Source organism: Mycobacterium kyogaense, assembly GCF_003254575.1.
GTDB classification, from domain to species: Bacteria; Actinomycetota; Actinomycetes; order Mycobacteriales; family Mycobacteriaceae; genus Mycobacterium; species Mycobacterium kyogaense.
This window is the reverse complement of record NZ_QJUA01000008.1, coordinates 49,521-71,363: the sequence shown is the minus strand read 5'-3', so window position 1 is coordinate 71,363 and position 21,843 is coordinate 49,521. Positions and strand designations below refer to the sequence as shown.

General features: G+C 68.5%; 22 protein-coding genes. 11 read left to right on the top strand and 11 right to left on the bottom strand.

Annotated features, from left to right (window positions below; genetic code table 11):
- Window positions 1-8: 8 nt before the first annotated feature.
- On the top strand, window positions 9-800 hold the full coding sequence (locus tag DMB80_RS08470) for an SDR family NAD(P)-dependent oxidoreductase (protein WP_420812155.1): 792 nt from the start codon (window positions 9-11) through the stop codon (window positions 798-800).
- Here the strand turns inward: DMB80_RS08470 and DMB80_RS08465 are convergent.
- The 3 genes from DMB80_RS08465 to DMB80_RS08455 are packed head-to-tail and all read right to left on the bottom strand — an operon-like array spanning window position 790 to window position 3,607.
- Complete coding sequence (locus tag DMB80_RS08465; RefSeq protein WP_111509444.1) at window positions 790-1,782, bottom strand: acyl-CoA dehydrogenase family protein; 993 nt, start codon at window positions 1,780-1,782, stop codon at window positions 790-792. The genes DMB80_RS08470 and DMB80_RS08465 overlap by 11 nt on opposite strands.
- A complete protein-coding gene (locus DMB80_RS08460; RefSeq protein ID WP_111509443.1) occupies window positions 1,779-2,918 on the bottom strand; it encodes an acyl-CoA dehydrogenase family protein in 1,140 nt (379 codons plus the stop codon). Before DMB80_RS08460 ends, DMB80_RS08465 begins: the two co-directional genes overlap by 4 nt.
- Window positions 2,918-3,607: a hypothetical protein gene (locus DMB80_RS08455; RefSeq protein WP_240431078.1), complete on the bottom strand. Its 690-nt coding sequence runs from the start codon at window positions 3,605-3,607 to the stop codon at window positions 2,918-2,920. The genes DMB80_RS08460 and DMB80_RS08455 overlap by 1 nt, the downstream gene beginning before the upstream one ends.
- A 108-nt stretch (window positions 3,608-3,715) precedes the next feature.
- Between DMB80_RS08455 and DMB80_RS08450 the strand changes: the two genes are divergently transcribed.
- From DMB80_RS08450 to holA, 3 genes are read left to right on the top strand one after another with little or no spacing between them, the layout of a single operon-like run.
- Window positions 3,716-4,561: a ComEA family DNA-binding protein gene (locus DMB80_RS08450; protein ID WP_111509514.1), complete on the top strand. Its 846-nt coding sequence runs from the start codon at window positions 3,716-3,718 to the stop codon at window positions 4,559-4,561.
- The gene (locus DMB80_RS08445; RefSeq protein ID WP_111509442.1) at window positions 4,558-6,021 is read left to right on the top strand and encodes a ComEC/Rec2 family competence protein; all 1,464 of its coding nucleotides are present in this window, start codon (window positions 4,558-4,560) and stop codon (window positions 6,019-6,021) included. The genes DMB80_RS08450 and DMB80_RS08445 overlap by 4 nt, the downstream gene beginning before the upstream one ends.
- An 8-nt stretch (window positions 6,022-6,029) precedes the next feature.
- The gene (gene holA / locus DMB80_RS08440) at window positions 6,030-6,971 is read left to right on the top strand and encodes a DNA polymerase III subunit delta (protein WP_240431083.1); all 942 of its coding nucleotides are present in this window, start codon (window positions 6,030-6,032) and stop codon (window positions 6,969-6,971) included.
- A gap of 10 nt (window positions 6,972-6,981) precedes the next feature.
- Here holA and rpsT read toward each other — a convergent pair whose 3' ends face one another.
- Window positions 6,982-7,242: a 30S ribosomal protein S20 gene (gene rpsT / locus DMB80_RS08435; RefSeq protein WP_046364935.1), complete on the bottom strand. Its 261-nt coding sequence runs from the start codon at window positions 7,240-7,242 to the stop codon at window positions 6,982-6,984.
- Window positions 7,243-7,455: 213 nt separating this feature from the next.
- Between rpsT and DMB80_RS08430 the strand changes: the two genes are divergently transcribed.
- The 3 genes from DMB80_RS08430 to DMB80_RS08420 are packed head-to-tail and all read left to right on the top strand — an operon-like array spanning window position 7,456 to window position 10,931.
- Window positions 7,456-9,102, top strand: coding sequence for a circularly permuted type 2 ATP-grasp protein (locus DMB80_RS08430; protein WP_111509441.1), 1,647 nt, complete (start codon window positions 7,456-7,458; stop codon window positions 9,100-9,102).
- Between the two features lie 12 nt (window positions 9,103-9,114).
- Window positions 9,115-10,089: an alpha-E domain-containing protein gene (locus tag DMB80_RS08425; protein ID WP_111509440.1), complete on the top strand. Its 975-nt coding sequence runs from the start codon at window positions 9,115-9,117 to the stop codon at window positions 10,087-10,089.
- A gap of 2 nt (window positions 10,090-10,091) precedes the next feature.
- A complete protein-coding gene (locus tag DMB80_RS08420) occupies window positions 10,092-10,931 on the top strand; it encodes a transglutaminase family protein (RefSeq protein WP_111509439.1) in 840 nt (279 codons plus the stop codon).
- On the opposite strand, the gene DMB80_RS08415 is transcribed toward DMB80_RS08420, so the two are convergent.
- Window positions 10,915-11,775, bottom strand: a complete 861-nt coding sequence (locus DMB80_RS08415) for a ribonuclease Z (protein WP_111509438.1) — start codon at window positions 11,773-11,775, stop codon at window positions 10,915-10,917. The genes DMB80_RS08420 and DMB80_RS08415 overlap by 17 nt on opposite strands.
- 40 nt (window positions 11,776-11,815) lie before the next feature.
- The gene (locus DMB80_RS08410; protein WP_111509437.1) at window positions 11,816-12,823 is read right to left on the bottom strand and encodes an aldo/keto reductase; all 1,008 of its coding nucleotides are present in this window, start codon (window positions 12,821-12,823) and stop codon (window positions 11,816-11,818) included.
- Window positions 12,824-12,938: 115 nt separating this feature from the next.
- On the opposite strand from DMB80_RS08410, the gene DMB80_RS08405 reads away from it, so the two are divergent.
- Window positions 12,939-13,367 (top strand): CBS domain-containing protein, encoded by a 429-nt coding sequence (locus tag DMB80_RS08405; protein WP_046364953.1) that lies wholly within the window; start codon window positions 12,939-12,941, stop codon window positions 13,365-13,367.
- Here DMB80_RS08405 and DMB80_RS08400 read toward each other — a convergent pair.
- The 4 genes from DMB80_RS08400 to DMB80_RS08385 are packed head-to-tail and all read right to left on the bottom strand — an operon-like array spanning window position 13,354 to window position 17,337.
- Window positions 13,354-14,712: an NtaA/DmoA family FMN-dependent monooxygenase gene (locus DMB80_RS08400; RefSeq protein ID WP_111509513.1), complete on the bottom strand. Its 1,359-nt coding sequence runs from the start codon at window positions 14,710-14,712 to the stop codon at window positions 13,354-13,356. The genes DMB80_RS08405 and DMB80_RS08400 overlap by 14 nt on opposite strands.
- A 35-nt stretch (window positions 14,713-14,747) precedes the next feature.
- Window positions 14,748-15,650: a MetQ/NlpA family ABC transporter substrate-binding protein gene (locus tag DMB80_RS08395; RefSeq protein WP_111509436.1), complete on the bottom strand. Its 903-nt coding sequence runs from the start codon at window positions 15,648-15,650 to the stop codon at window positions 14,748-14,750.
- Between the two features lie 11 nt (window positions 15,651-15,661).
- Entirely contained in the window at window positions 15,662-16,345 is a 684-nt protein-coding gene (locus DMB80_RS08390; RefSeq protein WP_111509435.1) for a methionine ABC transporter permease, read from the bottom strand.
- On the bottom strand, window positions 16,342-17,337 hold the full coding sequence (locus tag DMB80_RS08385) for a methionine ABC transporter ATP-binding protein (protein WP_111509434.1): 996 nt from the start codon (window positions 17,335-17,337) through the stop codon (window positions 16,342-16,344). Before DMB80_RS08385 ends, DMB80_RS08390 begins: the two co-directional genes overlap by 4 nt.
- Window positions 17,338-17,480: 143 nt before the next feature.
- Between DMB80_RS08385 and DMB80_RS08380 the strand changes: the two genes are divergently transcribed.
- Together DMB80_RS08380 and DMB80_RS08375 are read left to right on the top strand one after the other, a co-directional pair.
- Window positions 17,481-18,581, top strand: a complete 1,101-nt coding sequence (locus DMB80_RS08380) for an LLM class flavin-dependent oxidoreductase (protein ID WP_111509433.1) — start codon at window positions 17,481-17,483, stop codon at window positions 18,579-18,581.
- A 10-nt stretch (window positions 18,582-18,591) separates the two neighbouring features.
- Window positions 18,592-19,197 (top strand): GNAT family N-acetyltransferase, encoded by a 606-nt coding sequence (locus DMB80_RS08375; RefSeq protein WP_111509432.1) that lies wholly within the window; start codon window positions 18,592-18,594, stop codon window positions 19,195-19,197.
- Between the two features lie 73 nt (window positions 19,198-19,270).
- Here the strand turns inward: DMB80_RS08375 and DMB80_RS08370 are convergent, their stop codons facing one another.
- Complete coding sequence (locus DMB80_RS08370) at window positions 19,271-19,882, bottom strand: type II toxin-antitoxin system PemK/MazF family toxin (RefSeq protein WP_111509431.1); 612 nt, start codon at window positions 19,880-19,882, stop codon at window positions 19,271-19,273.
- A 68-nt stretch (window positions 19,883-19,950) separates the two neighbouring features.
- Between DMB80_RS08370 and lepA the strand changes: the two genes are divergently transcribed.
- Entirely contained in the window at window positions 19,951-21,837 is a 1,887-nt protein-coding gene (gene lepA, locus DMB80_RS08365; protein ID WP_111509430.1) for a translation elongation factor 4, read from the top strand.
- Window positions 21,838-21,843 lie beyond the last annotated feature (6 nt).

Genomic DNA, 21,843 nt, shown 5'->3' with positions numbered 1-21,843 from the left:
CGATGCCGGTGGCCGTGGTGACAGGCGCCAGCCGGGGAGCCGGGCGCGGCATCGCCTCGGCTCTGGCGAGTCACGGGTGGCGGGTGTACGGGACCGGCCGCGGCATCGACGCGGCGCCGGACTGGGGTGTCGGGGTGCAGGTGGATCACCGGGACGACGACGCGGTGGGTGAGTTCTTCGACCGGCTGACGCGCGACGAGGGGCGGCTGGATCTGCTGGTCAACAATGCCGCGGCGATCTCCGACGATCTCGTGGGGCCGGAACCGTTCTGGCGCAGGCCCCGTGCCCTGGCCGATGTCCTCGACGTCGGATTGCGGTCCTCCTACGTCGCGGCCTGGTATGCCGCCCCGCTGCTCGTCGAACAGGACCGCGGCCTCATCGCGTTCACGTCCTCGCCCGGGTCGGTGTGCTACATGCACGGGCCTGCCTACGGTGCGCAGAAGGCGGGGACCGACAAGATGGCCGCCGACATGGCGGTCGACTTCGGCGGCACCGGGGTGGCGACGGTGTCCATCTGGATGGGAATTCTGCTCACCGAACGCATGCGCCACGCCTTCGACGGGGCTCCCGACGCACTCGCGTCTTTTGCCGCGCACGCCGAAACACCGGAGTTCACCGGTCATCTCATCGACGCAATGTTCCGTGACCCCGATCTCCGCGCACGCAGCGGGCGCACCGTGATCGCGGCCGAACTGGCGCGCGAGTACGGGATCACCGACGACGGCGGCCGTGTGCCACCGTCGCATCGGGACATGCTGGGCGCTCCCCGCGAACCCAGCACGGTGGTCGTCAGGGGCTGATCAGCGACCAGAGACCCTGCGGGGCGGCGTGTATCGCCATGTCGGTGAGCCGGTCGTCCCAATGCCTGGTCGAGCCGAACTCCGAACGCCACGCCAATGCTGCCCGGGTGACGTGGTGCAGGCGGTGTTCGACGGTGGTGCCGATCGCACCGTGCACCTGATGGGCATTGCGCACGACCACCGAGGTCGCATGGCCCACGCACGACCGAGCCGCGGCGACGAGGAATTCCAGATGTGGCGCCGTCCAGTCGGTGGCCGTGGCCGTCGACAGGGCCGCTTCGGTGGCCGACCGGGCCAGCGCGGCCTCGCACGCGATGTCGGACACCAGGTGCTGGACGGCCTGGAATTTGGCCAGCGGCCGGCCGAACTGGTGGCGCGTCGTCGTGTGCTCGACGCAGGACTCGAGCGCGTGGTCCAGCGCCGCGCAGATCTGCACGGCGCGCACGAGCGCACCTTTGAGGCGCAGTGTGTCGACGAGTCCATCGGGGATCGCGACGCCGGAGAGCGCGGAGATGGCGGCCTCGACGGTGTCGCGGGGCTCGCCGATCATGTTGGCGCCGCCTGTGATCGACACATCCGCGGGGTCGACGTCAGCCACCCGGTAGCCGCCGTCCTGCTGCCAGACCAGCACGATCCGGCGTGCGCTCGACGCCCACGGCACGCCGGTGCCCCGGCCCTGGTCATCGAGCAGTGCAACGGTGCGTTGCCGAGCGTCGGCGGAAAACCCTGCGGCCTCGAGAAGCCAGCAGGCCAGAAGGTCGTGCTCGGCCAACGGGATTCGGGCGCCGTGGCGCACCGCGGCCGACATCAGCTCGGCGGCCTCCGGCCATCCCGCACCGCTACCGCCGGAGTCTTCGGCGCCGGTGAGCCGGATTAGGCCCAAGGCGTCGAGACGGTCCCACAGATCACCGTCGCTGCCGTGTTCGGCGAACACGGCAGCCATCATGTCGGTCAGTGCGGGGTCGACATCGAATGTGGTCATCGCAGCCCCAATCCGCGTGCGATCACACCGCGCAGCACCTCGTTGGTGCCCCCGCGGATGGTGAAGCCCGGCCGTTGGTCCACCGCGGTATCGGCCAACGCGGCGAATCGCGCGCCGTGTTCGGTTGCCAGATGGCCGAATTCGGCGATGTCGCCTTCGGTGGTGGTGCCCAGCACCTTCATGACGGCGGCGGGCACGTCCGGCGATTCCCCGCGTTGCAGGGCGCCGGCCACGGCGGACGACATCTGGTGGAGGCCGGCGACGCGGCCCACCAACCGGCCCAGATTCGTGTCGCGCGGGATCTCGTTGTCGCTCATCGCCTGAGCCATCGCGTCGAGCAGTACGAACGTCGAGAGCACCCGTTCGGGTCCGCTGCGCTCGAAGGCCAGTTCGGAGGTGACCTGCTGCCATCCCGCGCCGATCTCGCCGAACACCATGTCGTCGGGCACGAAGGTGCCATCGAGGATCACCTCGTTGAAATGGTGGGCGCCGTTCATCGACGTGATCGGTCGGATCTGCACATCCGCGCCGCGCAGATCCACGATGAACTGGCTCAATCCGGCGTGCCGGTGGGCGGGATCGACCGGCGCGGTGCGGACCAGCGCGATGAACGCGTGGGCCAGGTGGGCGCCCGAGGTCCACACCTTCGTCCCGGTGAGGCGCCACCCGCCCTCGACCCTCTCGGCGCGGGTCCGGACACTGGCCAGGTCCGAGCCGGAATCGGGTTCACTCATCCCGATGCCGAAAAAGCATTCGCCGGCAACGATTTTCGGGAGAAAGAGCGCCCTCTGCTTCTCGGTGCCGTACTTGAGCAGCGATGGCACGATCTGCCTGTCGGCGATCCAGTGGGCGGCCACCGGAGCGCCCGCGGCGAGTAGTTCCTCGGTCACGACGAAGCGCTCGAGGAACGAGCGTCCTGGCCCGCCGTACTCGATGGGCACCGTCATGCCGAGCCAACCGCGGGCGGCCAGCGCCGCGGTGAACGCCTCGTCCCAGCCCGAGAGCCACACGTCGACCGACGGGCGGAAGGTGCCGGCGCTTCGCTGCTCGGCGAGGAAGCGGCGAACCTCGGCCCGCAGCGCCTCGGTGCTCGTGTCGTCGAGGCTCGACTGCGGTACCAGGCGGGGGAGCGCCATCAGTCTCCTACGGGTTCGTGGGCGTGTTCGGGGCTGTCGTCTTTCGTGTCGTCTGTGTCCGGTGTCTGTTCGGTGTCGCCACGGGCGGTAGCGACGCCTGCGGTGTCCGGAGCGGCCAGGGCGAATCCGAGGCCGGCGACGAAGACCACCGACAGCAGGCCGCCGACATAGTGGTTCATCGGGCCGCCGGGGGAGATGAAGCTGCCGGGAGGTCCGATGACGGTGATGGTTTCGATCAGCTGTTCCACCGTGAACACGGCGGCGAGCACGCCGAGCCACCGCGGCAGCCGGCCCTCGTTGGCGTGCAGCAGGATCGGTGTCGCCACCAGGATGTTGGCGATGGTGGCCACGGGTAGCCACATCGCCCCGACATCCTCGATCGCGCGTGCGGTGGCGACCGCGGTCTGGCCCGGGCGCAGCGAGAGACCGCCGGCGAACCAGACGGCGACGCACAGATGGGCCACCAGCAGCGTCGACCCGAGCGTGAACAGATGGGCGGGTGGTCCGCTGAGCCGGTCGCGCGCGAAGGCCAGCACGACAGCGAGCGCCAGCGCCGCGAAGGTCAGCAGCAGCGCCTGCACGCGGGTGACGCCGGGATCGGCGCCGGGCAGGGCATGGAGGGCGATGACGGCCGTGGCGTACAGCACCGCGAACGCTGCGCCGGCGATCATCGGGGCTCGACCGTTCATTGGCGGTCATGCTATCCCGCTGTCCCCAGAGCCGAGTTCATCCACAGGCCGGGCTGGCTGACGCGGCGCATCGCCGTGTGCGTCGGCCGGGATGCCTACGGTCGCGGTATGTCGACAGAACTGCCCGCTGAGCGGCTCCGGCGGCGCCTGGGTTCCGGCGTCATGCAGGACGACGAGGAGCTCGACGACGACGGCGCTGACGCCGCGCTGTCGCGTTGGCTGCCGGAGCAGAGCGCGGACCGGGGACCGGCCTGGCTGGCCCGGGTGCGTGCCGACCCGGGGCGCGCGGGTGTCGTCGCACTCGGTGTCGTCGGCCTGATCGCCGTGCTCGTCACCGTGGTCAGCCTGCTGCGTGACCAACCACCCGCCGTGGTGTCGGCCAAGCTCCCGCCTGTCGAGATGGCAGCGTCCGGGGTTCCCGCCCCGGCGCTGAGCAGCTCGGCGCCCGGTCCCGTCGTGGTCAGTGTCGTCGGATTGGTGCAACGACCCGGTCTCGTGACCCTCACCCCGGGCGCCCGCATCGCCGATGCGCTCGAGGCTTCCGGCGGTGCACTCGACGGTGCCGACGTCCTCGGGCTGAACATGGCGCGCAAGGTCGCCGACGGTGAACAGATCGTCGTGGGCATCGGGGCAGCGCCCGGTCAGCCGGCCGAGATGGGCAGCTCCGTGGTGTCGGACACGACCGCGCAACCGGGGTCACCGGGGTCACCGGGCGCGTCCCCATCGGCCGGCGCGCCATCAGGTCAGGGCGGTGCGCAGGCGCCGGTCGATCTGAACGCCGCGAGTGCCGAGCAACTCGACGCCCTGCCGGGCGTCGGTCCGGTGACGGCCGCGGCGATCGTCGCGTGGCGCGACGCGCACGGCCGCTTCGGCAGTGTCGATCAGCTCGCAGACGTGGACGGGATCGGTCCGGCGCGGTTGGACAAGCTTCGCCCGCTCGTCACAGTCAGATGACCGATCTCCGGCTCATCCCCGCCGCGCTGACCGCGTGGGCGGTGACCGCCGCCGGGATCGGCTGGGGGTATGCGGCCGCGGGTGCTGCCGTGCTGGTCGGGGTTGCCGCGACGGTCGGGGCGGGTTGGTGGGCGAGCCGCGCGCGGGTCCCAGCCGGGCGGCGTCCGATCCTGGTCGCCGCGGCCGCGGTGGCGCTGGTGGGCGGCGGCTTCGCGATCGCGGTGTGCCTGCGTGTCGATGCCGTGCGACATCATCCGGCGACGACGCACGTCGGATCGGTCGTCGAGGTCGTGGTCACGCCCGACGAGACGCCCCGCGTACTCGAGGGTGGCCGCACGATGTTCCGGGCGACGCTGGCCCGCCTCGACGGGGTCCGGTCCTCCGGTGCGGTGCTCGTGTTCGCATCCGGCGCCGACTACGCCGCGCTGCAGGCAGGCCGGCCCGCGGGCTTCCGCGCCCGGGTGAGCCGCCCGAGCCGCAGCGACCTGTCGGTCGCCGTGCTGTCGGCAACCGGGCGGCCGCGCCTCGGCGTCGCAGCGCCGGTGTATCGGCTTGCCCACAGGATTCGTGCGGGGTTCGCCGACGCGGTGCGTCTCGTGCTGCCGGCAGAGCAGGCGGCGTTGTTGCCGGCGTTGGTGCTAGGGGACACCTCGGCGGTGCCGGCGCAGACCGCGAAGGTTTTCCGGACCGCCGGGCTGACCCATCTGATGGCGGTGTCGGGCGCGAACATCACGATCGTCTGCGGCGCGATGCTGCTGAGCGCTGCGCTCGTGGGGCCGAGGATCGCGGTCGTGCTGGCCGGGTTGACGCTGGCCGGTTTCGTCGTGGTGGTGCAGCCGTCGGCGAGCGTGCTGCGGGCCGCGGTCATGGGTGCGATCACGCTGCTGGCAGTGCTCACCCACCGACGGCGACAGGCGCTACCTGCGTTGGCCGCCGCGATCATCGTGCTGATGATCGCCACTCCACAGCTCGCGGTGGACGTCGGTTTCGCGCTGTCGGTGTCGGCCACCGCGGGCCTGATCCTGGTCGCGCCGGTGTGGTCGCAGCGGCTGCAAGGCCGCGGGTGGCCCCGCCCGCTGGCCGACGCGGTCAGCGTGGCAATGGCGGCCCAACTGGTCACCGCGCCGCTCGTGGCGGGGGTGTCGGGATCGGTCAGTTTCGTCGCCGTGATCGCCAATCTGATTGTCGCGCCGGTCATTCCGCCGATCACGCTGATCGGGACGGCGGCCGCGGCGCTGTGTCCGCTGTGGCCGGCGGGTGCGCAGCTGCTCATCCGGTTCACCGGCCCGGAGGTGTGGTGGCTGGCCAGTGTGGCCCGCTGGGCGGCGGCGGTGCCAGTGGCGGCAGTGCCCGTACCGTCGGGGCTCGCGGGGGTGGCTCTGGTCGCGGCGGGCTCTTGCATCGTCGCGGCGGTGTGGCATTGGGGGCTGTCGGGCCGGCGTGACACCATCGTCCGGTGAGCACCGGTCTGCACCTCATCCTCGGTGACGAGGAGCTGCTCGTCGAACGCGCTGTCGCGACGGTCCTGGCCCAGGCGCGCAAATCAGCGGGCACCACCGATGTGCCGGTCGACCGCCTGCGGGCCGGGGAGGTCAGCGTCAGCGAGATCGCCGAGCTGCTCAGCCCGTCGCTGTTCGCCGACGAGCGCGTCGTCGTCCTGGAATCGGCCGCCGAGGCGGGCAAGGACGCGGTGGCCCTCATCGAGGGGGCGGCGGCTGACCTCCCCGAGGGCACACTGCTGGTCGTCGTCCATTCCGGCGGCGGGCGGGCCAAGGCCCTCGCCGATCGGCTGAAGAAGCTCGGCGCCGAGGTGCATCCGTGCGCTCGTATCACCAAGGCCACCGAGCGCGCGGACTTCGTCCGTAAGGAGTTCCGCGCCCTGCGCACCAAGGTGAGCGATGACACAGTGACCGCGGTGATCGACGCGATCGGCTCGGATCTGCGGGAGTTGGCTTCGGCGTGCTCGCAGTTGGTCGCCGACACCGGCGGGGTGGTCGACGCCGCAGCGGTACGGCGTTACCACTCCGGAAAAGCTGAGGTCAAGGGCTTCGACATCGCGGACAAGGCCGTGGTCGGCGATGTGGCCGGGGCGGCAGAAGCCCTGCGCTGGGCGATGATGGCGGGCGAACCGCACGTCGTGCTGGCCGACGCGCTCGCCGAGGCGGTGCACACGATCGCCCGGGTGGCGCCGCTGTCAGGAGATCCGTACCGGCTGGCCGGAGAGCTGGGCATGCCGCCCTGGCGCGTGCAGAAGGCGCAGAAGCAGGCGCGACGGTGGTCGCGGGATTCCGTGGCCGAGGCGCTGCGCCTGGTGGCGGCGCTCAATGCCGACGTCAAAGGCGCGGCGGCGGACGCCGACTACGCGCTGGAGAACGCGGTGCGCTCAGTCGCCTCACTGGTGGGCGACTGAGCTCGGCGCGTCAGATCTTGTTGAGCGCCTTGGCCAGCGCCGACTTGCGGTTGGCGGCCTGGTTCTTGTGGATGACGCCCTTGCTGGCGGCCTTGTCGAGCTTGCGGCTGGTCGCGACCAGCAGCTCGCCGGCCTTGTCCTTGTCGCCGGCCTCGACGGCCTGCCGGAATCCGCGGACCGCCGTGTGAAGCGACGACTTCACCGACTTGTTGCGCAGTCTGCGGCGCTCGTTGGTGCGGTTCCGCTTTTCCTGCGACTTGATGTTGGCCACGCGTGTAATTCCTTCGGCGATCTCGACGGGTTGGGTTGAGTCTGTGGGGCGCCCGCGGGGGGCAGCGACTGTTCAGGTTAGCAGCGAGCGAGTACATCACCCAAAACGGAAGCCACTGGCCTGCCGAAACGACGGAAATGCTGCAGCATGGCAAGGTGCGTGTCTGGAGCGCATGCATGGTGCACGTCCGCGTACGGGAGGAGCAGGAGAGCTTTGCCGACAGAAACTGCACGGACCACACGTACGACCAAGCCGGCCCGACGGCACGAGGGCATTTTCGGCGGATACAACCGGCTCGGTACGTACGCCCAGGCGTTCGACGAGATGTTCGACGCCAACGGCAACGTGCGCGGCCCCTACAAGGGCATCCACAAGGAGCTGGGCCCTGCCGACGTTTCTGACCTCGAGGCCCGCTCCGACGCATTGGGCCGCGCCTTCATCGACCAGGGCATCACGTTCTCGCTGTCGGGGCAGGAGCGACCCTTTCCGCTCGATCTCGTCCCGCGGGTCATCTCGGCGGCCGAGTGGACCCGGCTCGAGCGCGGCATCCGTCAGCGCGTGCAGGCCTTGGAGATGTATCTCTCCGACATCTACGGCGAGCAGGAGATCCTGCGTGACGGGGTGATCCCGCGCCGGCTCGTCACCTCGTGCGAGCACTTCCACCGCGAGGCCGTCGGTATCACCCCGCCCAACGGGGTGCGCATCCACGTCGCCGGCATCGACCTGATCCGTGACGCGCAGGGGACCTGGCGGGTGCTGGAGGACAACCTGCGCTCCCCGTCCGGGGTCTCCTACGTGATGGAGAACCGCCGCACGATGGCCCGGGTGTTCCCGAACCTCTTTGCCACGCACCGGGTGCGCGCCGTGGGCGACTACTCGTCGCATCTACTGCGCGCGCTGCGCAACGCCGCGGCCAGCAACGTCGCAGATCCCACCGTCGTCGTGCTCACTCCCGGCGTGTACAACTCGGCATACTTCGAGCATTCGCTGCTCGCCCGGCAGATGGGCGTCGAGCTCGTCGAGGGCCGCGACCTGTTCTGCCGCGACAACACCGTGTACATGCGCACCACCGAGGGCGAGCGCCAGGTCGATGTGATCTACCGCCGCATCGACGACGATTACCTCGATCCGATGCAGTTCCAGCCCGATTCGGTGCTGGGGGTGGCGGGCATCCTCAACGCGGCCCGCGCCGGCAACGTGGTGATCTCCAGCGCCGTCGGCAACGGCGTCGGGGACGACAAGCTCGTCTACACCTACGTTCCGACGATCATCGAGTACTACCTCGGCGAGAAACCTCTGCTGGCCAACGTGGACACGTTCCGCTGCTGGCTCGACGAGGAACGTGAAGAGGTGCTCGACCGGGTCGACGAGCTGGTCATCAAACCCGTCGAGGGCTCTGGCGGCTACGGGATCGTGTTCGGCCCCAACGCCTCCCCGAAGGAGCTGGCGACAATCAGCCGGAAGATCAACGCCGATCCCCGCGGCTGGATCGCCCAGCCGGTGATGCAGCTCTCGACGGTGCCGACGCAGATCGACGACGAGCTCGCCCCCCGCCACGTCGACCTGCGCCCGTTCGCCGTCAACGACGGAGACGACGTGTATGTGCTGCCCGGCGGGCTGACCCGGGTGGCGCTGCCCGAAGGATCGCTGGTGGTGAACTCCAGTCAGGGCGGTGGCTCGAAGGACACCTGGGTGCTGGCGTCGCGGACGTCGGTCGCCGACCGCGAACTGGGCGCCGCTGAAGTGGTGCGCTCCCTGCCCAAAGCGGCGAGCGCTGCCAAGAACGGCAGCCGCAACGGCAAGGCGGAATCCAGTACCGATCAGCAACAGCAGCAACAGCAACAGCAACAGCAGCAGTAGAGGAGAGTGACGATGCTGGCCAGAAACGCCGAATCTCTCTACTGGATCGGGCGCTACGTCGAACGCGCCGACGACACCGCGCGCATCCTCGATGTCACGGTGCATCAGCTGCTGGAGGATTCCAGCGTCGATCCCGACCAGGCTTCGCGCACCCTGCTGCGCGTGCTGGGCATCGACCCGCCCGACGAGGTCCTCGACGTGTGGTCGCTGACCGACCTCGTGGCGTTCAGCCGCGAGACCTACGGCGGCTGCTCGATCGTCGAGGCAATCTCGGCGGCCCGCGAAAATGCCCGTGGCGCACGCGAAGTCACCTCGACCGAGATCTGGGAGTGCTTGAACACCACCTACAACGCACTCGCCGAGCGGGAGCGCGCCGCCAAACGGCTCGGTCCGCACGAGTTCCTGTCCTACGTGGAGGGGCGCGCCGCGATGTTCGCAGGGCTGGCCGACTCCACACTGTCGCGCGACGACGGCTACCGCTTCATGCTGCTGGGTCGTGCCCTGGAACGGGTGGACATGACGGTCCGGCTGCTGCTGTCCCGGGTCGGGGACAGTGCGTCGTCGCCGGCGTGGGTCACCCTGCTGCGATCCGCGGGTGCTCATGACACCTACCTGCGGACTTACCGCGGTGCCCTCGACGCCGGCCGGGTCGTGGAATTCATGTTGCTGGACCGGCTCTTTCCGCGGTCGATCTTCTACTCGCTGCGGCTGGCCGAACACAGCCTCGACGAGCTGATGAACCGGCCGCACGGGCGCCTCGGTGCGACCGCCGAGGCGCAGCTACTGCTGGGTCGCGCGCGCAGCGAACTGGAGTTCCTGCGGCCCGGGGTTCTGCTCGAATCGCTCGAGCAGCGGCTGGCTTCGCTGCAGACGACCGTCTTCGATGTCGGAGAATCGTTGGCGCTGCAGTACTTCCACTCTGCGCCGTGGGTGGCGTGGACGGATGCGGGACGCAACGCACTGGTGATCGAAGAAGGGGAGATTTAGGCATGTGGCGGATGCGCGTGGTCCATTCGACGGGCTATGCCTACAAGTCCCCGGTCACCGCGTCGTTCAACGAGGCGCGGCTCACACCGCGGTCGGACTCGCGGCAGAACGTGATCCTCAACCGCGTCGAGACGGTTCCGGCGACCCGGTCCTACCGCTATGTCGACTACTGGGGAACCGCGGTGACTGCGTTCGACCTGCACGCCCCGCACACCGAGCTCGAGGTGACCGCGTCATCGGTGGTGGAGACGGACCGACCCGAGGCGCCGGCAGAGAAGGTGGCCTGGGCCGACCTCGCCGGTGAGGCGGTCATCGACCGCTACGACGAGGTGCTGGCGCCCACCCACTACGTGCCGGCCAGTAAGCGGATCGAGCGCGTGGGCCGGCGTATCGCCAAGTACCACGATCCCGCCGAGGCAGTGATCGAGGCGGCGCGCTGGGTGCAGGGCGAACTGCAGTACGTCCCCGGCACCACCGGCGTGCACACCTCAGGTGTCGACGCGCTGCGCGAAGGCAAGGGGGTGTGCCAGGATTTCGCACACCTGACCTTGATGTTGTTGCGGGGCATGGGTATTCCGTCGCGCTACGTGTCGGGGTATCTGCACCCGCAGCGCGAGGCGAAGATCGGCGAGACGATCGACGGGCAGAGCCATGCGTGGATTCAGGCGTGGACGGGCGAGTGGTGGCACTACGACCCCACCAACGACACCGAGATCACCGAGCAGTACATCAGTGTCGGTGTGGGCCGCGACTATTCGGACGTGACCCCGCTCAAGGGCATCTACTCGGGTGAAGGGTCCACCGATCTGGACGTGATCGTGGAGATCACCCGGTTGGCTTGACGCAGACGCCCGGGTGCACTTCGACCCGGTGCAGATCGTCGCCGAGTTCGATCTGGCGATCGAACGCCGTCGCCGCCAGTGCCCGCCACTCGTCCTCCTGGCCGGGTACCAGCGCCGGCACGTAGTGCGTCAGGATCAGGATGCCGACCCCGGCGCGAGCCGCGGTCTCGGCCGCCTGCTGCACCGAGGAGTGGTAGTCGCAGATGTCCCGGATGCGTTGCATCGGCATCGCGTCGATCAGATCTTTGCGGATCACCGTGTGCACCAGTGCGCCTGCGCCAGAGGCCAACTCGTCGAGACCCCGGCAAGGCACCGTGTCCCCGGCCAGCACCACCGAGGCGCCGTCGTGCTCGACGCGGAACCCGATCGTCGGGGCGACCGGGCGATGATCGGTGGGCCCCACGACGATCCGTACTCCGTCCCGGCCCCACACCACCCCGCCGGTCACCTCCTCGACCTCCACCGGCGGCGGCGCGGTCAGGTCGGCGTGGTGGGCGATGCGGTAACCGATGTCGAACTGCAACGCCTCCAGCGTCTTCTGTACGACCTCGGCCGTGCCGGGCGGGCCGATGATCGGCAACGGCGTCAGGTCCGGGGCGAAATTGCCCACCCAGCGGCTGATGAGGACGTCGCCCAAGTCGGTGATGTGATCGCTGTGCAGATGGGTGAGCAGCAGCGCGGTCAGGTTGCTCGCGCTGACCCCGACGGCCGCGGCCCGCTGCAGAACGCCACGGCCGCAGTCGACGAGGAAGGTCTGGCCGCCGGCGCGGACCAGAGTCGAGGGCCCCGCACGGCGCGGGTCGGGGATGGGGCTACCGGTGCCGAGCAAGGTCACTTCGATCATGGAGCAGGTATACCGCCAGGACCGCTCTGGCGCGGCGCAATCACGCGTCGCGGCTCGACCGTACCGCCGCGGTGTCGCCGTACCGATTGCCGGTTACGGCGTCTCCTGCGCGCCCGAGCGCACTGACCTGCTCCGGGGTCAGCTGGACCGACAGCGAGGCCAGGTTCTCGTCGATGCGCGCCGCACGCCGGGTCCCGGGGATCGGCACGCTCGCCACACCGAGGTCGTCGGCCCGGTGACGGAGCCAGGCGAGTGCCACCTGGGCCGCGGTGGCGCCGACCTCGCCGGCCACCTGCTCGACGGCGTCCACGACGCGCTGATTGGCCGTCAGCGCGGCGTCGGCAAAGCGCGGCATCGTGCGTCGGAAGTCATTGGTCCCGATGTCGGCGGCCGAACGGACCGAGCCGGTCAGGAAGCCCCGCCCCAGCGGGGAGAACGGGACCAGTCCGACGCCCAGTTCGGCGGCCGCCGGTGCGATCGCGGCCTCGACGTCGCGGGTCCAGATCGACCATTCGCTCTGCAGCGCCGCGATCGGATGGACGGCGTGAGCCGCGCGCAGTTCCTCCGCCGATACCTCGGAGAGCCCGAGATGGCGGACCTTTCCGGCGCGCACCAGCTCGGCCATCGCGCCGACGGTCTCTTCGATCGGCACGGCCGGATCCCGCCGGTGCAGGTAGTACAGGTCCACGACGTCGGTCTGCAGGCGGTGCAGGCTCTCGTCGATGCACTGCTGCACGTACGCGGCGTCGCCGCGCACGCCGATGCGACCCTGGGTGCCGGCCGGATTGGCGACGATGCCGAACTTCGTCGCGAGGGTGACCTCGTCGCGGCGGTCCGCGAGCAGCCGGGCGATCAATCGTTCGTTGTCGCCCGAGCCGTAGATGTTGGCGGTGTCGATGAACGTGACGCCGACGTCGACGGCGTGGTGCAGCGTGGCCAGCGACTCGGTGTCGTCGACTGCGCCGCCGTACACGGGTGTCAGCGCCATCCCGCCGAATCCCAGAGCGCTGACGGTTAGGTGGTCGCCCAGCATGGTCGTGCGTGACATGGCGTTCCTCTCGGTCGGGTGTGCGTCTTGGAGTAGGCAACCGGTCCGGCAAGGCATTCTGTTCCGCAGCTTCCTGGGGGTACGCTGATGTGAGCTCCATCACAAGGAGGTGGTGATGCGGATTTCCGATGTGCTGCGCGTCAAGGGCGCATCCGTTGCGACGATCACTCCCGAGACGTCGGTGGCCGGTCTGCTCACTGAGCTGGCGGTGCACAACATCGGCGCCATGGTGGTGGTATCGGCCGACGGGCTGCAGGGGATCGTCTCGGAGCGCGACGTGGTGCGCGGTCTACACGAGGTCGGCGCCGATCTGCTGCGGCGGCCCGTGGCCGACATCATGACCACCGTGGTGGCCACCTGTGCGCCGGACGATTCGGTCGACAGCCTGAGTGCGTTGATGACGACCAATCGCGTGCGCCACGTTCCTGTCGTCGTCGACGGTCGGCTGCGCGGGATCGTCAGCATCGGCGACGTGGTCAAGACGCGCATGGAGGAGCTCGAGCGCGAGCAGCAGCGTCTGCAGGACTACATCACCCAGGGATAGCAGGGTCCAGCAGCGAGTTGTCGGCGAAGGCCCCCCGGTACGCGGCGGCGGGATGGCTGTCGGGCAGCCGGTCGCCCCGCCCGAACAGCTTGTGCCGCAGCGTGCCCGCCTTGTCGGTCGCGATCAGCCCGCGTTCGCGCAGCGTCGGGAACAGCCGATCCGCGGTTTCCTGGAACGAACCCGGCACCGTCGCGTGGTAGACGTTGATGCCGTTGACGCCGGCTTCGCGCCATTCTTCGAGCTGGTCGGCGATCTCCTCGGCTGTGCCGACGACCCGGTTGGCTCCCTCCAGAACCCAGGCCAGGTCGCGAATCGTCGGCTCGGAGTTGCCCGATGCTTCGGCGGCCCACCGTGCGAAGCCCTGCACCCCGGTGAATTGGCCGAGCTCGCTGATCGGCGTATCCAGCGGAAGGTGTCCCGCGTCCACGCCGGCATCGCCGAGCGCGTGCAGCGCAACACCCTCCAGATCCAGATACCGCTTGATCTCGTCGTGGCGCCGTACCGCGTCACGGTGAGTGTCACCGACGACGAACGAAAGCCCCTGGGCGAAGGCGATGTCGTCGGGGTCGCGGCCATGTTGAGCGGCCAGGGCGCGGGTCTCGGACGTCAGTGCATGTGCGGCAGCCGGATTCGGGCTGCTGATGTACACCCCCTCGGCGTTACGGGCAGAGAAGAGCTGACCCGCCGGTGACGCACCGGCCTGGAACAGCACGGGTGTGCGTTGCGGCGACGGGGACGAGAAGTGGGGTCCCTCGACCGAATAGCGCTTGCCGACATGGTTGATTCGGTGGATACCGGCCGGATCGGAATGGACACCGCGCGCCTTGTCGGCCACGAGTGCGTCGTCGTCCCAGGACCCCTCCCACAACTTGTACGTGACGTCGACGTACTCGTAGGCCCAGTCGTAGCGTTCGTCGTGCTCGAGCGTGCCCTCGTGGCCGAAGCTACGAAACATGTTGGCGTTGAAGCTCGTCACGACGTTCCAGCCGAGCCTGCCGTCGGTGTAGTGGTCCAGCGAGGACATCTTGCGAGCGAAATTGAAGGGATGATCCTGCACGATCGAGCTGGTGAACACGATGCCGAGATTCTCGGTGACCACCGCGAGCGCCGACGCCAACGCCGACGGATCGTTGACCGGCACCTGGATGCCGCCCTCAGCAGCCTTGCGCCAGTTGCCGTTCCATGGTGCGCGCAGGCCGAACACGTCGGCGAAGAACAGCAGGTCGTAGCCGGCGTTCTCGACGGCCGACGCCAACGACGTCCAGTGCCGGAGCTTGTTGAACTCGTGATTGCGCGCCTCGGGAGCCCGCCACAGTCCGTGCAGAACGTGCGAGGCGGTGTTCATCACGAACGCTGAATAGAACAGCGGCCGTTTGTCGGTCACGAGATCGGCCCCAAAGTGTCGCGGATGAGCTTGTTGTCGGTGGTCTGCAGGAACTGCGCGATGCGCGGGTCTTTGAAGGTGTCGATCAGCTTGACCACGTTGGGGTCGTCGATGTGCTTGTTGCTGACCACCAGGCCGCCTTCGCTGCCTTTCGGTGCGGGTTCGCGGGCGAGGATCTGCTGCTCTGTCAGACCGGCGGCGTACACATCGGAGATGTGGACCACGACGGCGTCGACGTCGGCGAGGCTTCGCGCCAGCTGACCGATCGGCACTTGAACGAATTGATAGTTCTTCGGGTTGGACGCGACGTCGTCGAGCTGAGGCAGACCCGCGAGTGTGTCCTTGCCGGGCTTGAGTGTGATCTGTTTGTCGTATGCGAGGTCCAGTAACGCGATGGCCTGTCCGGCCGGATCGTCGCGCAGCGCGATCTTGGCGCCGTCGGGGACCTGGTCCCAATTGCGGTACTTGTCCGAGTAGGTGGCCTGGTCCCAGGTAAATGTCGGCGCGGCAAGAGTCAGCTGAAAACCGTTGGCGGCGATGGCGTCGTTCAGGAACGGCTGATGCTCGAAGAAGTTGCCGGCGACCGTTCCGGCATCGACGGCGCGGTTGATCTCGATGAGGTTGTCGATCTTGACGGGTTCGATCGTGATCCCGTGGTCGGGTGCGATGTCGGTGGCGATGTAGCTCAGCAGGTTCTCGGCAGCGATGTCGGTGCTCCATGTTGCCACCGGCAGCGTGGTGCCGAACGGCTTGTCCTTGTTGGAGAACTGGGCGTACGAGACGCCGCCGGCGACGGCGAGCACGACGATGGCCGCGGCGGCGATCCACGGCCAGCGCTTCTTCTTCTTGATGTCGATGTCGAGTCCCGCGCCCGAGGGCGGGCTGATCTGGTCGGTCATGGCGAGTCCTTTCAGCGGGTGAGGGCTTTGACCACGCGGTCGCCGATGAATTGGACGGCGGCGATGGTGATGATCAACGAGATGGCGGTGGCGATCATGATGTTGTCGTCGAAGCGGTTGTAGCCGTATGTGATTGCGAGATTTCCTATTCCGCCCGCGCCGATCGAACCCGCGATCGCGGAGTAGTCGATCATCGCGATCGTGTTGACGGTGAGGGCGCCGGCGATGGCGGGCAGCGCCTCGGAGAGCTGCACGGTGCGAATCACCTGCAGCGTCGATCCGCCGGAGACCTGCCCCATGTCGGTGACGTCGGAGCGGACTTCACGCAGCGCGTTCTGTACCAGTCGGGCGAAGAACGGAACACCGGCCACGGTCATCGGCACGATCGCCGCCGGGATACCGATCGTGGTGCCCACCAGGAACCGCGTCACCGGGATGATCGCTGCCATCAGGATCAGGAAGGGTAGTGACCGGCCGATGTTGACCACGGTGTTGAGGACGGCGAACACGCGGGGGTCCGGGTACAGGCCGAGGTCCGAGGTGTTGTGCAGGATCACCCCGACGGGAATGCCGACCAGCACGACGAGTGCCATCGTGATGCCGACCATCAACCACGTCTCGCCGTAGGCGGGCAACAGTAGCTCGGGAACCTTGTGCCAGGGCGTGCTGAAGTCCTCCTGGGCCAACAGCGTCACGCCGCGACCTCCGCCGAGGGTGACGCGCTGACGTGCAGGCCCCGCTCCCTGAGATATCGTGCGAAACCGGCTGGCGCAGCAGGGGAGATGGCCAGCACGGCACGGCCGACAGCGATCCCGCGGATGGCTTCGACGCTCGCGCTGAGCACGCTGACCCGTGCGCCGGACAGGCCCGGCGCATCCTGGATCGTCGTCAGCCAGTCCAGCGGTACGTCGCGAGAGGCGTAGGACACCTCCCACACGTCTGCGTCCCCGCGCGGCGGCACGCTCGGCCGGTCCGGCAGCAGCTCGTGAGCCAGCAGCGACTCGGGATTCAGGATGATGTCCTCGACCGACCCGCTCTCGATGATGCGTCCGTCGGCGATCCGAGCCACCGAGTCCGCGATTTCCCGGACGACCTCCATCTCGTGGGTGATCAGGATGATCGAGAGTCCGTATTCGTCGCGAAGATGACTGAGCAGAGCCAGAATCGATTTGGTCGTCGTCGGGTCGAGTCCCGAGGTGGCCTCGTCGGAGAGCACCAGCGACGGTCCGAGCGCGAGAGCGCGGGCAATTCCGACCCGCTGCTTCTGCCCGCCCGAGAGTTGTGCGGGGTAGGAGGCGCCGCGGTCGGACAGGCCCACCCGGTCGAGTAGTTCTCCGACGCGCCGGTCGATCGATTCGTCTGTGGCGCCCAGATATTCGAGAGGCAGCGCCACGTTCTGGGCAACGGTGCGGCGGCGCAACAGCGGTGCGGACTGGAAGATGACCCCGATCTTGCGGCGCGCGGCCACCAGCTCGTCGGGAGACAGGGTGGCGAAGTCCTTCCCGTCCACGCGAACGATCCCGCTCGTGGGGCGTTCGAGAAAGCTGACGCAGCGGCTCAGCGTGCTCTTACCGGCGCCGCTGGGCCCGACGACCGCCAGGATCTCACCGTCGGCCACCGACAGGCTGATGTCATCGAGCACGGTTCGATCACCGAACCGCTTGGTCAGGTTCTCGATTTCGATCACGACGGGGAAACCTACGCACACTGCCAGCTGGTTGACAGCATAGAGCTCGTGATGATCCTAAGTACCGCAGCATGATTGGAGCCTTGGGATCACGGTGGACGAAACTCTGGACAGTGGGGCGCGGATCGGATGACCCTGACCGGATGGCTGACGGCCCGACGCTGCACTGGTACCTGCCCACCCATGGCGACACCGCCACCATCGCCGACAATCAGGCCGCCGACGGATCTCGGGTGCCGTCGTATCTGGAACCGTCGCTGGACAACCTGACCGTGTTGGCCCGCACGGCCGAGAATCTCGGCTTCGAGGCTGTGCTGACGCCGACCGGTTCCCACTGTGAGGATTCGTGGTTGGCCACGGCAGCTCTGGCTCAGCACACCCACGCGCTGAAGTACCTCGTCGCCTTCCGGCCCGGGGTGCTCTCCCCGACACTGGCGGCCCAGCAGGTGAGCACGTATCAGCGCTTCACCGGAAATCGGCTGGCGCTCAACGTGGTCACCGGCGGTGACGATGCGGAGATGCGCCGCTTCGGCGACGCCGTCGACAAGACGGCGCGGTACCGGCGTACCGGTGAGTTCCTCACCATCGTGGCTGGCATCCTCTCCGGCGCCGAGTTCTCGTTCGATGGCGAGTTCTACGCCGTCGAACGTGCCAGGGCCGCCTACCCGGTGACCGTCCGGCCGACCATCTACTTCGGCGGCTCGTCCCCGGAAGCGATCGCGGTGGCCGCCGAGCACGCCGATGTGTACCTCACCTGGGGTGAGACACCGGAGCAGGTCGCCGAGAAGTTCGAGCGTGTGCGAACTGCCGCCGCAGAACGCGGCCGCACGCTGCGTTTCGGGGTGCGGCTGCACACCGTGGCCCGGCCCACCGCGGCGCAGGCGTGGCAGCGTGCCGAGGAACTGCTGGCCGACCTCACACCGGACCAGGTCGCGCGGGCACACGCCCGCTATTCGACGAGCGTGTCCGAGGGGCAGCGGCGGATGGCGGCGCTGACGGACGGGGTGCTTCGAGACGCCCGCAGCCTGGAGATCGAACCGGGCCTGTGGGCGGGACCGAGCCTGGTTCGCGACGGCGCGGGCACTGCTGCGGTCGGCAGCTACGCCGAGGTGGCCGGAGTGCTCGACCGGTATGTGCAGGCCGGAGCGCAGGAGTTCATCCTGTCGGGTTACCCGCAGATCGACGAGATCCGCCACGTCGGTGCCGGGGTCGCACCGCTTCTACGGATAGGCGCCGCCGCGTAGCATTTCCTCGGTGCGCATCGACGTCACCGCGGCTCGCCGGGCAGAGGTCACTGCACTGTCGAAAGTGCTCGGACGGGCGTTCTTCGACGACCCGGTGATGCAGTGGATGATGCCCGACGACGCGCGTCGAGCGAAGGCTTTGCCCCGGATCTTCGCCGCGATGACCCGCCATCACTTCCTCGCCGGCGACGCGGTCGAACTCGCCAGGCGTGACGGCGGTCTCGGTGCTGCCGCGCTGTGGGACCCGCCGGGTCGCTGGAAGACCACGACCCGCGAGGACCTGGCGATGATGCCGACCTTTCTGCTGGCCATGCGCGGTGAGTCCAAGCGCGGCATGGAGGTCTCGGAGCTGATGAAGCGCCATCACCCCGAGGAGCCGCACTGGTATCTCGCCGTGATCGGCAGTGATCCCGACGTGCGGGGAGCGGGCTTCGGCCAGGCGCTGATGGCATCGCGGCTCGACCGCTGCGACGCCGAGGGCGCGCCGGCGTACCTGGAGTCGACCAAGGAGTCGAACGTGCCCTACTACCTGCGCTTCGGCTTCGAGGTCACCGGTGAGCTCGTCGTCCCCGGCGGCGGCCCGACGATGTGGCAGATGTGGCGCGCGCCCCGCTGATTTCCCCCGCGAGCAGTCACAAACTCGACCACATTCGCGGCGTGTCAGCTCGAGTTCGCGTCTGCTCGCCGGGTCAACTCCAGCTGTATTCGGCGCGCAGGCGGGCCGCCACCGCCTCGAACGTCGCGCGTTCGAGGATCGCGCCCTCGCGCCGGATGCCTTCCTCGGGCACGTCGAGAACCCGGTCGAGCCGCACCCAGCTGGCCCGGCCCTCGTAGTCCCATGTTCCGCTGCCGATGCCGACCCAGTTTGGGTCGCCCCGGTGGTGATCCTGGCTCGACAGCATCAGGCCCAGCAGGGTGCTGCGATCCCGGCCGACCACCAGCACCGGACGGTCCTTGCCGCGGGTCGGGTCGTCCTCGTAGACCACCCAGGTCCACACGATCTCGCCCGGATCGGCGCGACCGTCGAGGTCCGGGGCGTAGATGACCCGGCGGGCGCGGTGCGCGGTCGGGACGAACGTGTTCGACACCGGCCGGCCCGCGGGGAGCGCAGGGGTCGGCGACGGCTGGGTCCCGGCGATGACCTCCAGCCCCAGGCGCAGGCCCTGCTGGAGCCCGTACTGAATACCCTGCTGGATTCCGCGCTGCAGCGAGTCCGACCGCTGGATGTGCCGAACCAGCTTGGGAGCTTCGGAGAACACCAGCCTCTGGAACGTCTTGAAGGGCGAGGACGATGACGCCATGACCCCCACTGTAGGCGGTCGCCGCGACGCTCGATTGTGTCGCGCGGGCCGGTGCTCGTTACTCTGGACTGGCCGTTTCCGGCACCCGTATCGCGCTCACCAGGAGAAATTCCATTAGCAGTTTCGCCGACAAGACCTTCACCGCGCCGGCGCAGATTCGGAACTTCTGCATCATCGCTCACATCGACCACGGCAAGTCGACGCTGGCCGACCGGATGCTGCAGCTCACCGGCGTGGTTTCCGACCGCGACATGCGGGCGCAGTACCTCGACCGGATGGACATCGAGCGGGAACGCGGCATCACGATCAAGGCGCAGAACGTGCGTCTGCCCTGGAAAGTCGGTGATTCCGAGCACGTCCTGCACCTGATCGACACGCCCGGCCACGTCGACTTCACCTACGAGGTGTCCCGCGCGCTGGAGGCCTGCGAAGGCGCCGTGCTGCTGGTCGACGCCGCGCAGGGCATCGAAGCGCAGACCCTGGCCAACCTCTACCTGGCCCTCGACAGGGACCTGACGGTCATCCCCGTCCTCAACAAGATCGACCTGCCCGCCGCCGACCCGGACCGCTACGCCGGCGAGCTCGCCCACATCATCGGCTGCGAACCCTCCGACGTGCTACGCGTGTCCGGCAAGACGGGCGAGGGGGTGGCCGAGCTGCTCGACGAGGTCGTCCGTCAGGTGCCGGCGCCCACCGGCGACCCCGACGCGCCTGCCCGCGCGATGATCTTCGACTCGGTGTACGACATCTACCGCGGCGTCGTCACCTACGTCCGGGTCGTCGACGGCAAGATCACCCCCCGCGAGCGCATCAAGATGATGTCGACCGGCGCGACCCACGAACTTCTCGAGGTCGGCATCGTCTCGCCCGAGCCCAAGGCCTCCGACGGGTTGGGTGTCGGGGAGGTCGGTTATCTCATCACCGGCGTCAAAGACGTCCGCCAGTCCAAGGTCGGTGACACGGTGACCTCGGCGCGAGGCGGTGCCACCGAGCCGCTCACCGGCTACCGCGAACCCCGGCCCATGGTCTATTCCGGCCTCTATCCGGTCGACGGCTCGGATTACCCGGTGCTGCGAGAGGCGCTCGACAAGCTGCAACTCAACGACGCGGCGCTGACGTACGAGCCGGAGACGTCGGTGGCGCTGGGCTTCGGGTTCCGCTGCGGGTTCCTCGGGCTGCTGCACATGGAGATCACCCGCGAGCGACTCGAGCGCGAGTTCAACCTCGACCTGATCTCCACCTCGCCCAACGTGGTGTACCGCGTGGTCAAGGACGACGGCACGGAGATGGTCGTCACCAACCCGTCGGACTGGCCGGAGGGCAAGGTCCGCGAGGTGTACGAGCCGATCGTCAAGACCACGATCATCGCGCCCAGCGAGTTCATCGGCACGATCATGGAGCTGTGCCAGTCCCGGCGCGGCGAGCTCGGGGGGATGGACTACCTGTCGCCCGAGCGCGTGGAGCTGCGGTACACGATGCCGCTGGGTGAGATCATCTTCGACTTCTTCGACTCGCTGAAGTCACGCACCCGCGGCTACGCGAGCCTGGACTACGAGGAGGCCGGCGAGCAGGAGGCCGCGCTGGTCAAGGTCGACATCCTGCTGCAGGGCGAGGCTGTCGACGCATTCTCGGCGATCGTCCACAAGGACGGGGCGAGTGCGTACGGCAACAAGATGACCACCAAGCTCAAAGAACTCATCCCGCGTCAGCAGTTCGAAGTGCCGGTGCAGGCCGCGATCGGCTCGAAAATCATTGCGCGCGAGAATATCCGGGCCATCCGCAAGGACGTGCTCTCCAAGTGCTACGGCGGTGACATCACCCGTAAGCGCAAGCTGCTGGAGAAGCAGAAGGAAGGCAAGAAGCGGATGAAGACCATCGGCCGGGTCGAGGTCCCGCAGGAAGCGTTCGTGGCGGCGCTGTCCACTGAAGCGACCGCGGACAAGGCGAAGAAGTAGGCCGGC

Coding starts and splice junctions, on each gene's coding strand:
- DMB80_RS08445 (WP_111509442.1), top strand. CDS start 4,558: ATGACCGATCTCCGGCTCATCCCCGCCGCGCTGACCGCGTGGGCGGTG.
- DMB80_RS08405 (WP_046364953.1), top strand. CDS start 12,939: ATGCGGATTTCCGATGTGCTGCGCGTCAAGGGCGCATCCGTTGCGACG.
- DMB80_RS08400 (WP_111509513.1), bottom strand. CDS start 14,712: ATGAACACCGCCTCGCACGTTCTGCACGGACTGTGGCGGGCTCCCGAG.
- DMB80_RS08455 (WP_240431078.1), bottom strand. CDS start 3,607: ATGAACGGTCGAGCCCCGATGATCGCCGGCGCAGCGTTCGCGGTGCTG.
- DMB80_RS08425 (WP_111509440.1), top strand. CDS start 9,115: ATGCTGGCCAGAAACGCCGAATCTCTCTACTGGATCGGGCGCTACGTC.
- DMB80_RS08420 (WP_111509439.1), top strand. CDS start 10,092: ATGTGGCGGATGCGCGTGGTCCATTCGACGGGCTATGCCTACAAGTCC.
- DMB80_RS08410 (WP_111509437.1), bottom strand. CDS start 12,823: ATGTCACGCACGACCATGCTGGGCGACCACCTAACCGTCAGCGCTCTG.
- DMB80_RS08465 (WP_111509444.1), bottom strand. CDS start 1,782: ATGACCACATTCGATGTCGACCCCGCACTGACCGACATGATGGCTGCC.
- DMB80_RS08415 (WP_111509438.1), bottom strand. CDS start 11,775: ATGATCGAAGTGACCTTGCTCGGCACCGGTAGCCCCATCCCCGACCCG.
- DMB80_RS08370 (WP_111509431.1), bottom strand. CDS start 19,882: ATGGCGTCATCGTCCTCGCCCTTCAAGACGTTCCAGAGGCTGGTGTTC.
- DMB80_RS08395 (WP_111509436.1), bottom strand. CDS start 15,650: ATGACCGACCAGATCAGCCCGCCCTCGGGCGCGGGACTCGACATCGAC.
- DMB80_RS08380 (WP_111509433.1), top strand. CDS start 17,481: ATGGCTGACGGCCCGACGCTGCACTGGTACCTGCCCACCCATGGCGAC.
- DMB80_RS08460 (WP_111509443.1), bottom strand. CDS start 2,918: ATGGCGCTCCCCCGCCTGGTACCGCAGTCGAGCCTCGACGACACGAGC.
- DMB80_RS08450 (WP_111509514.1), top strand. CDS start 3,716: ATGTCGACAGAACTGCCCGCTGAGCGGCTCCGGCGGCGCCTGGGTTCC.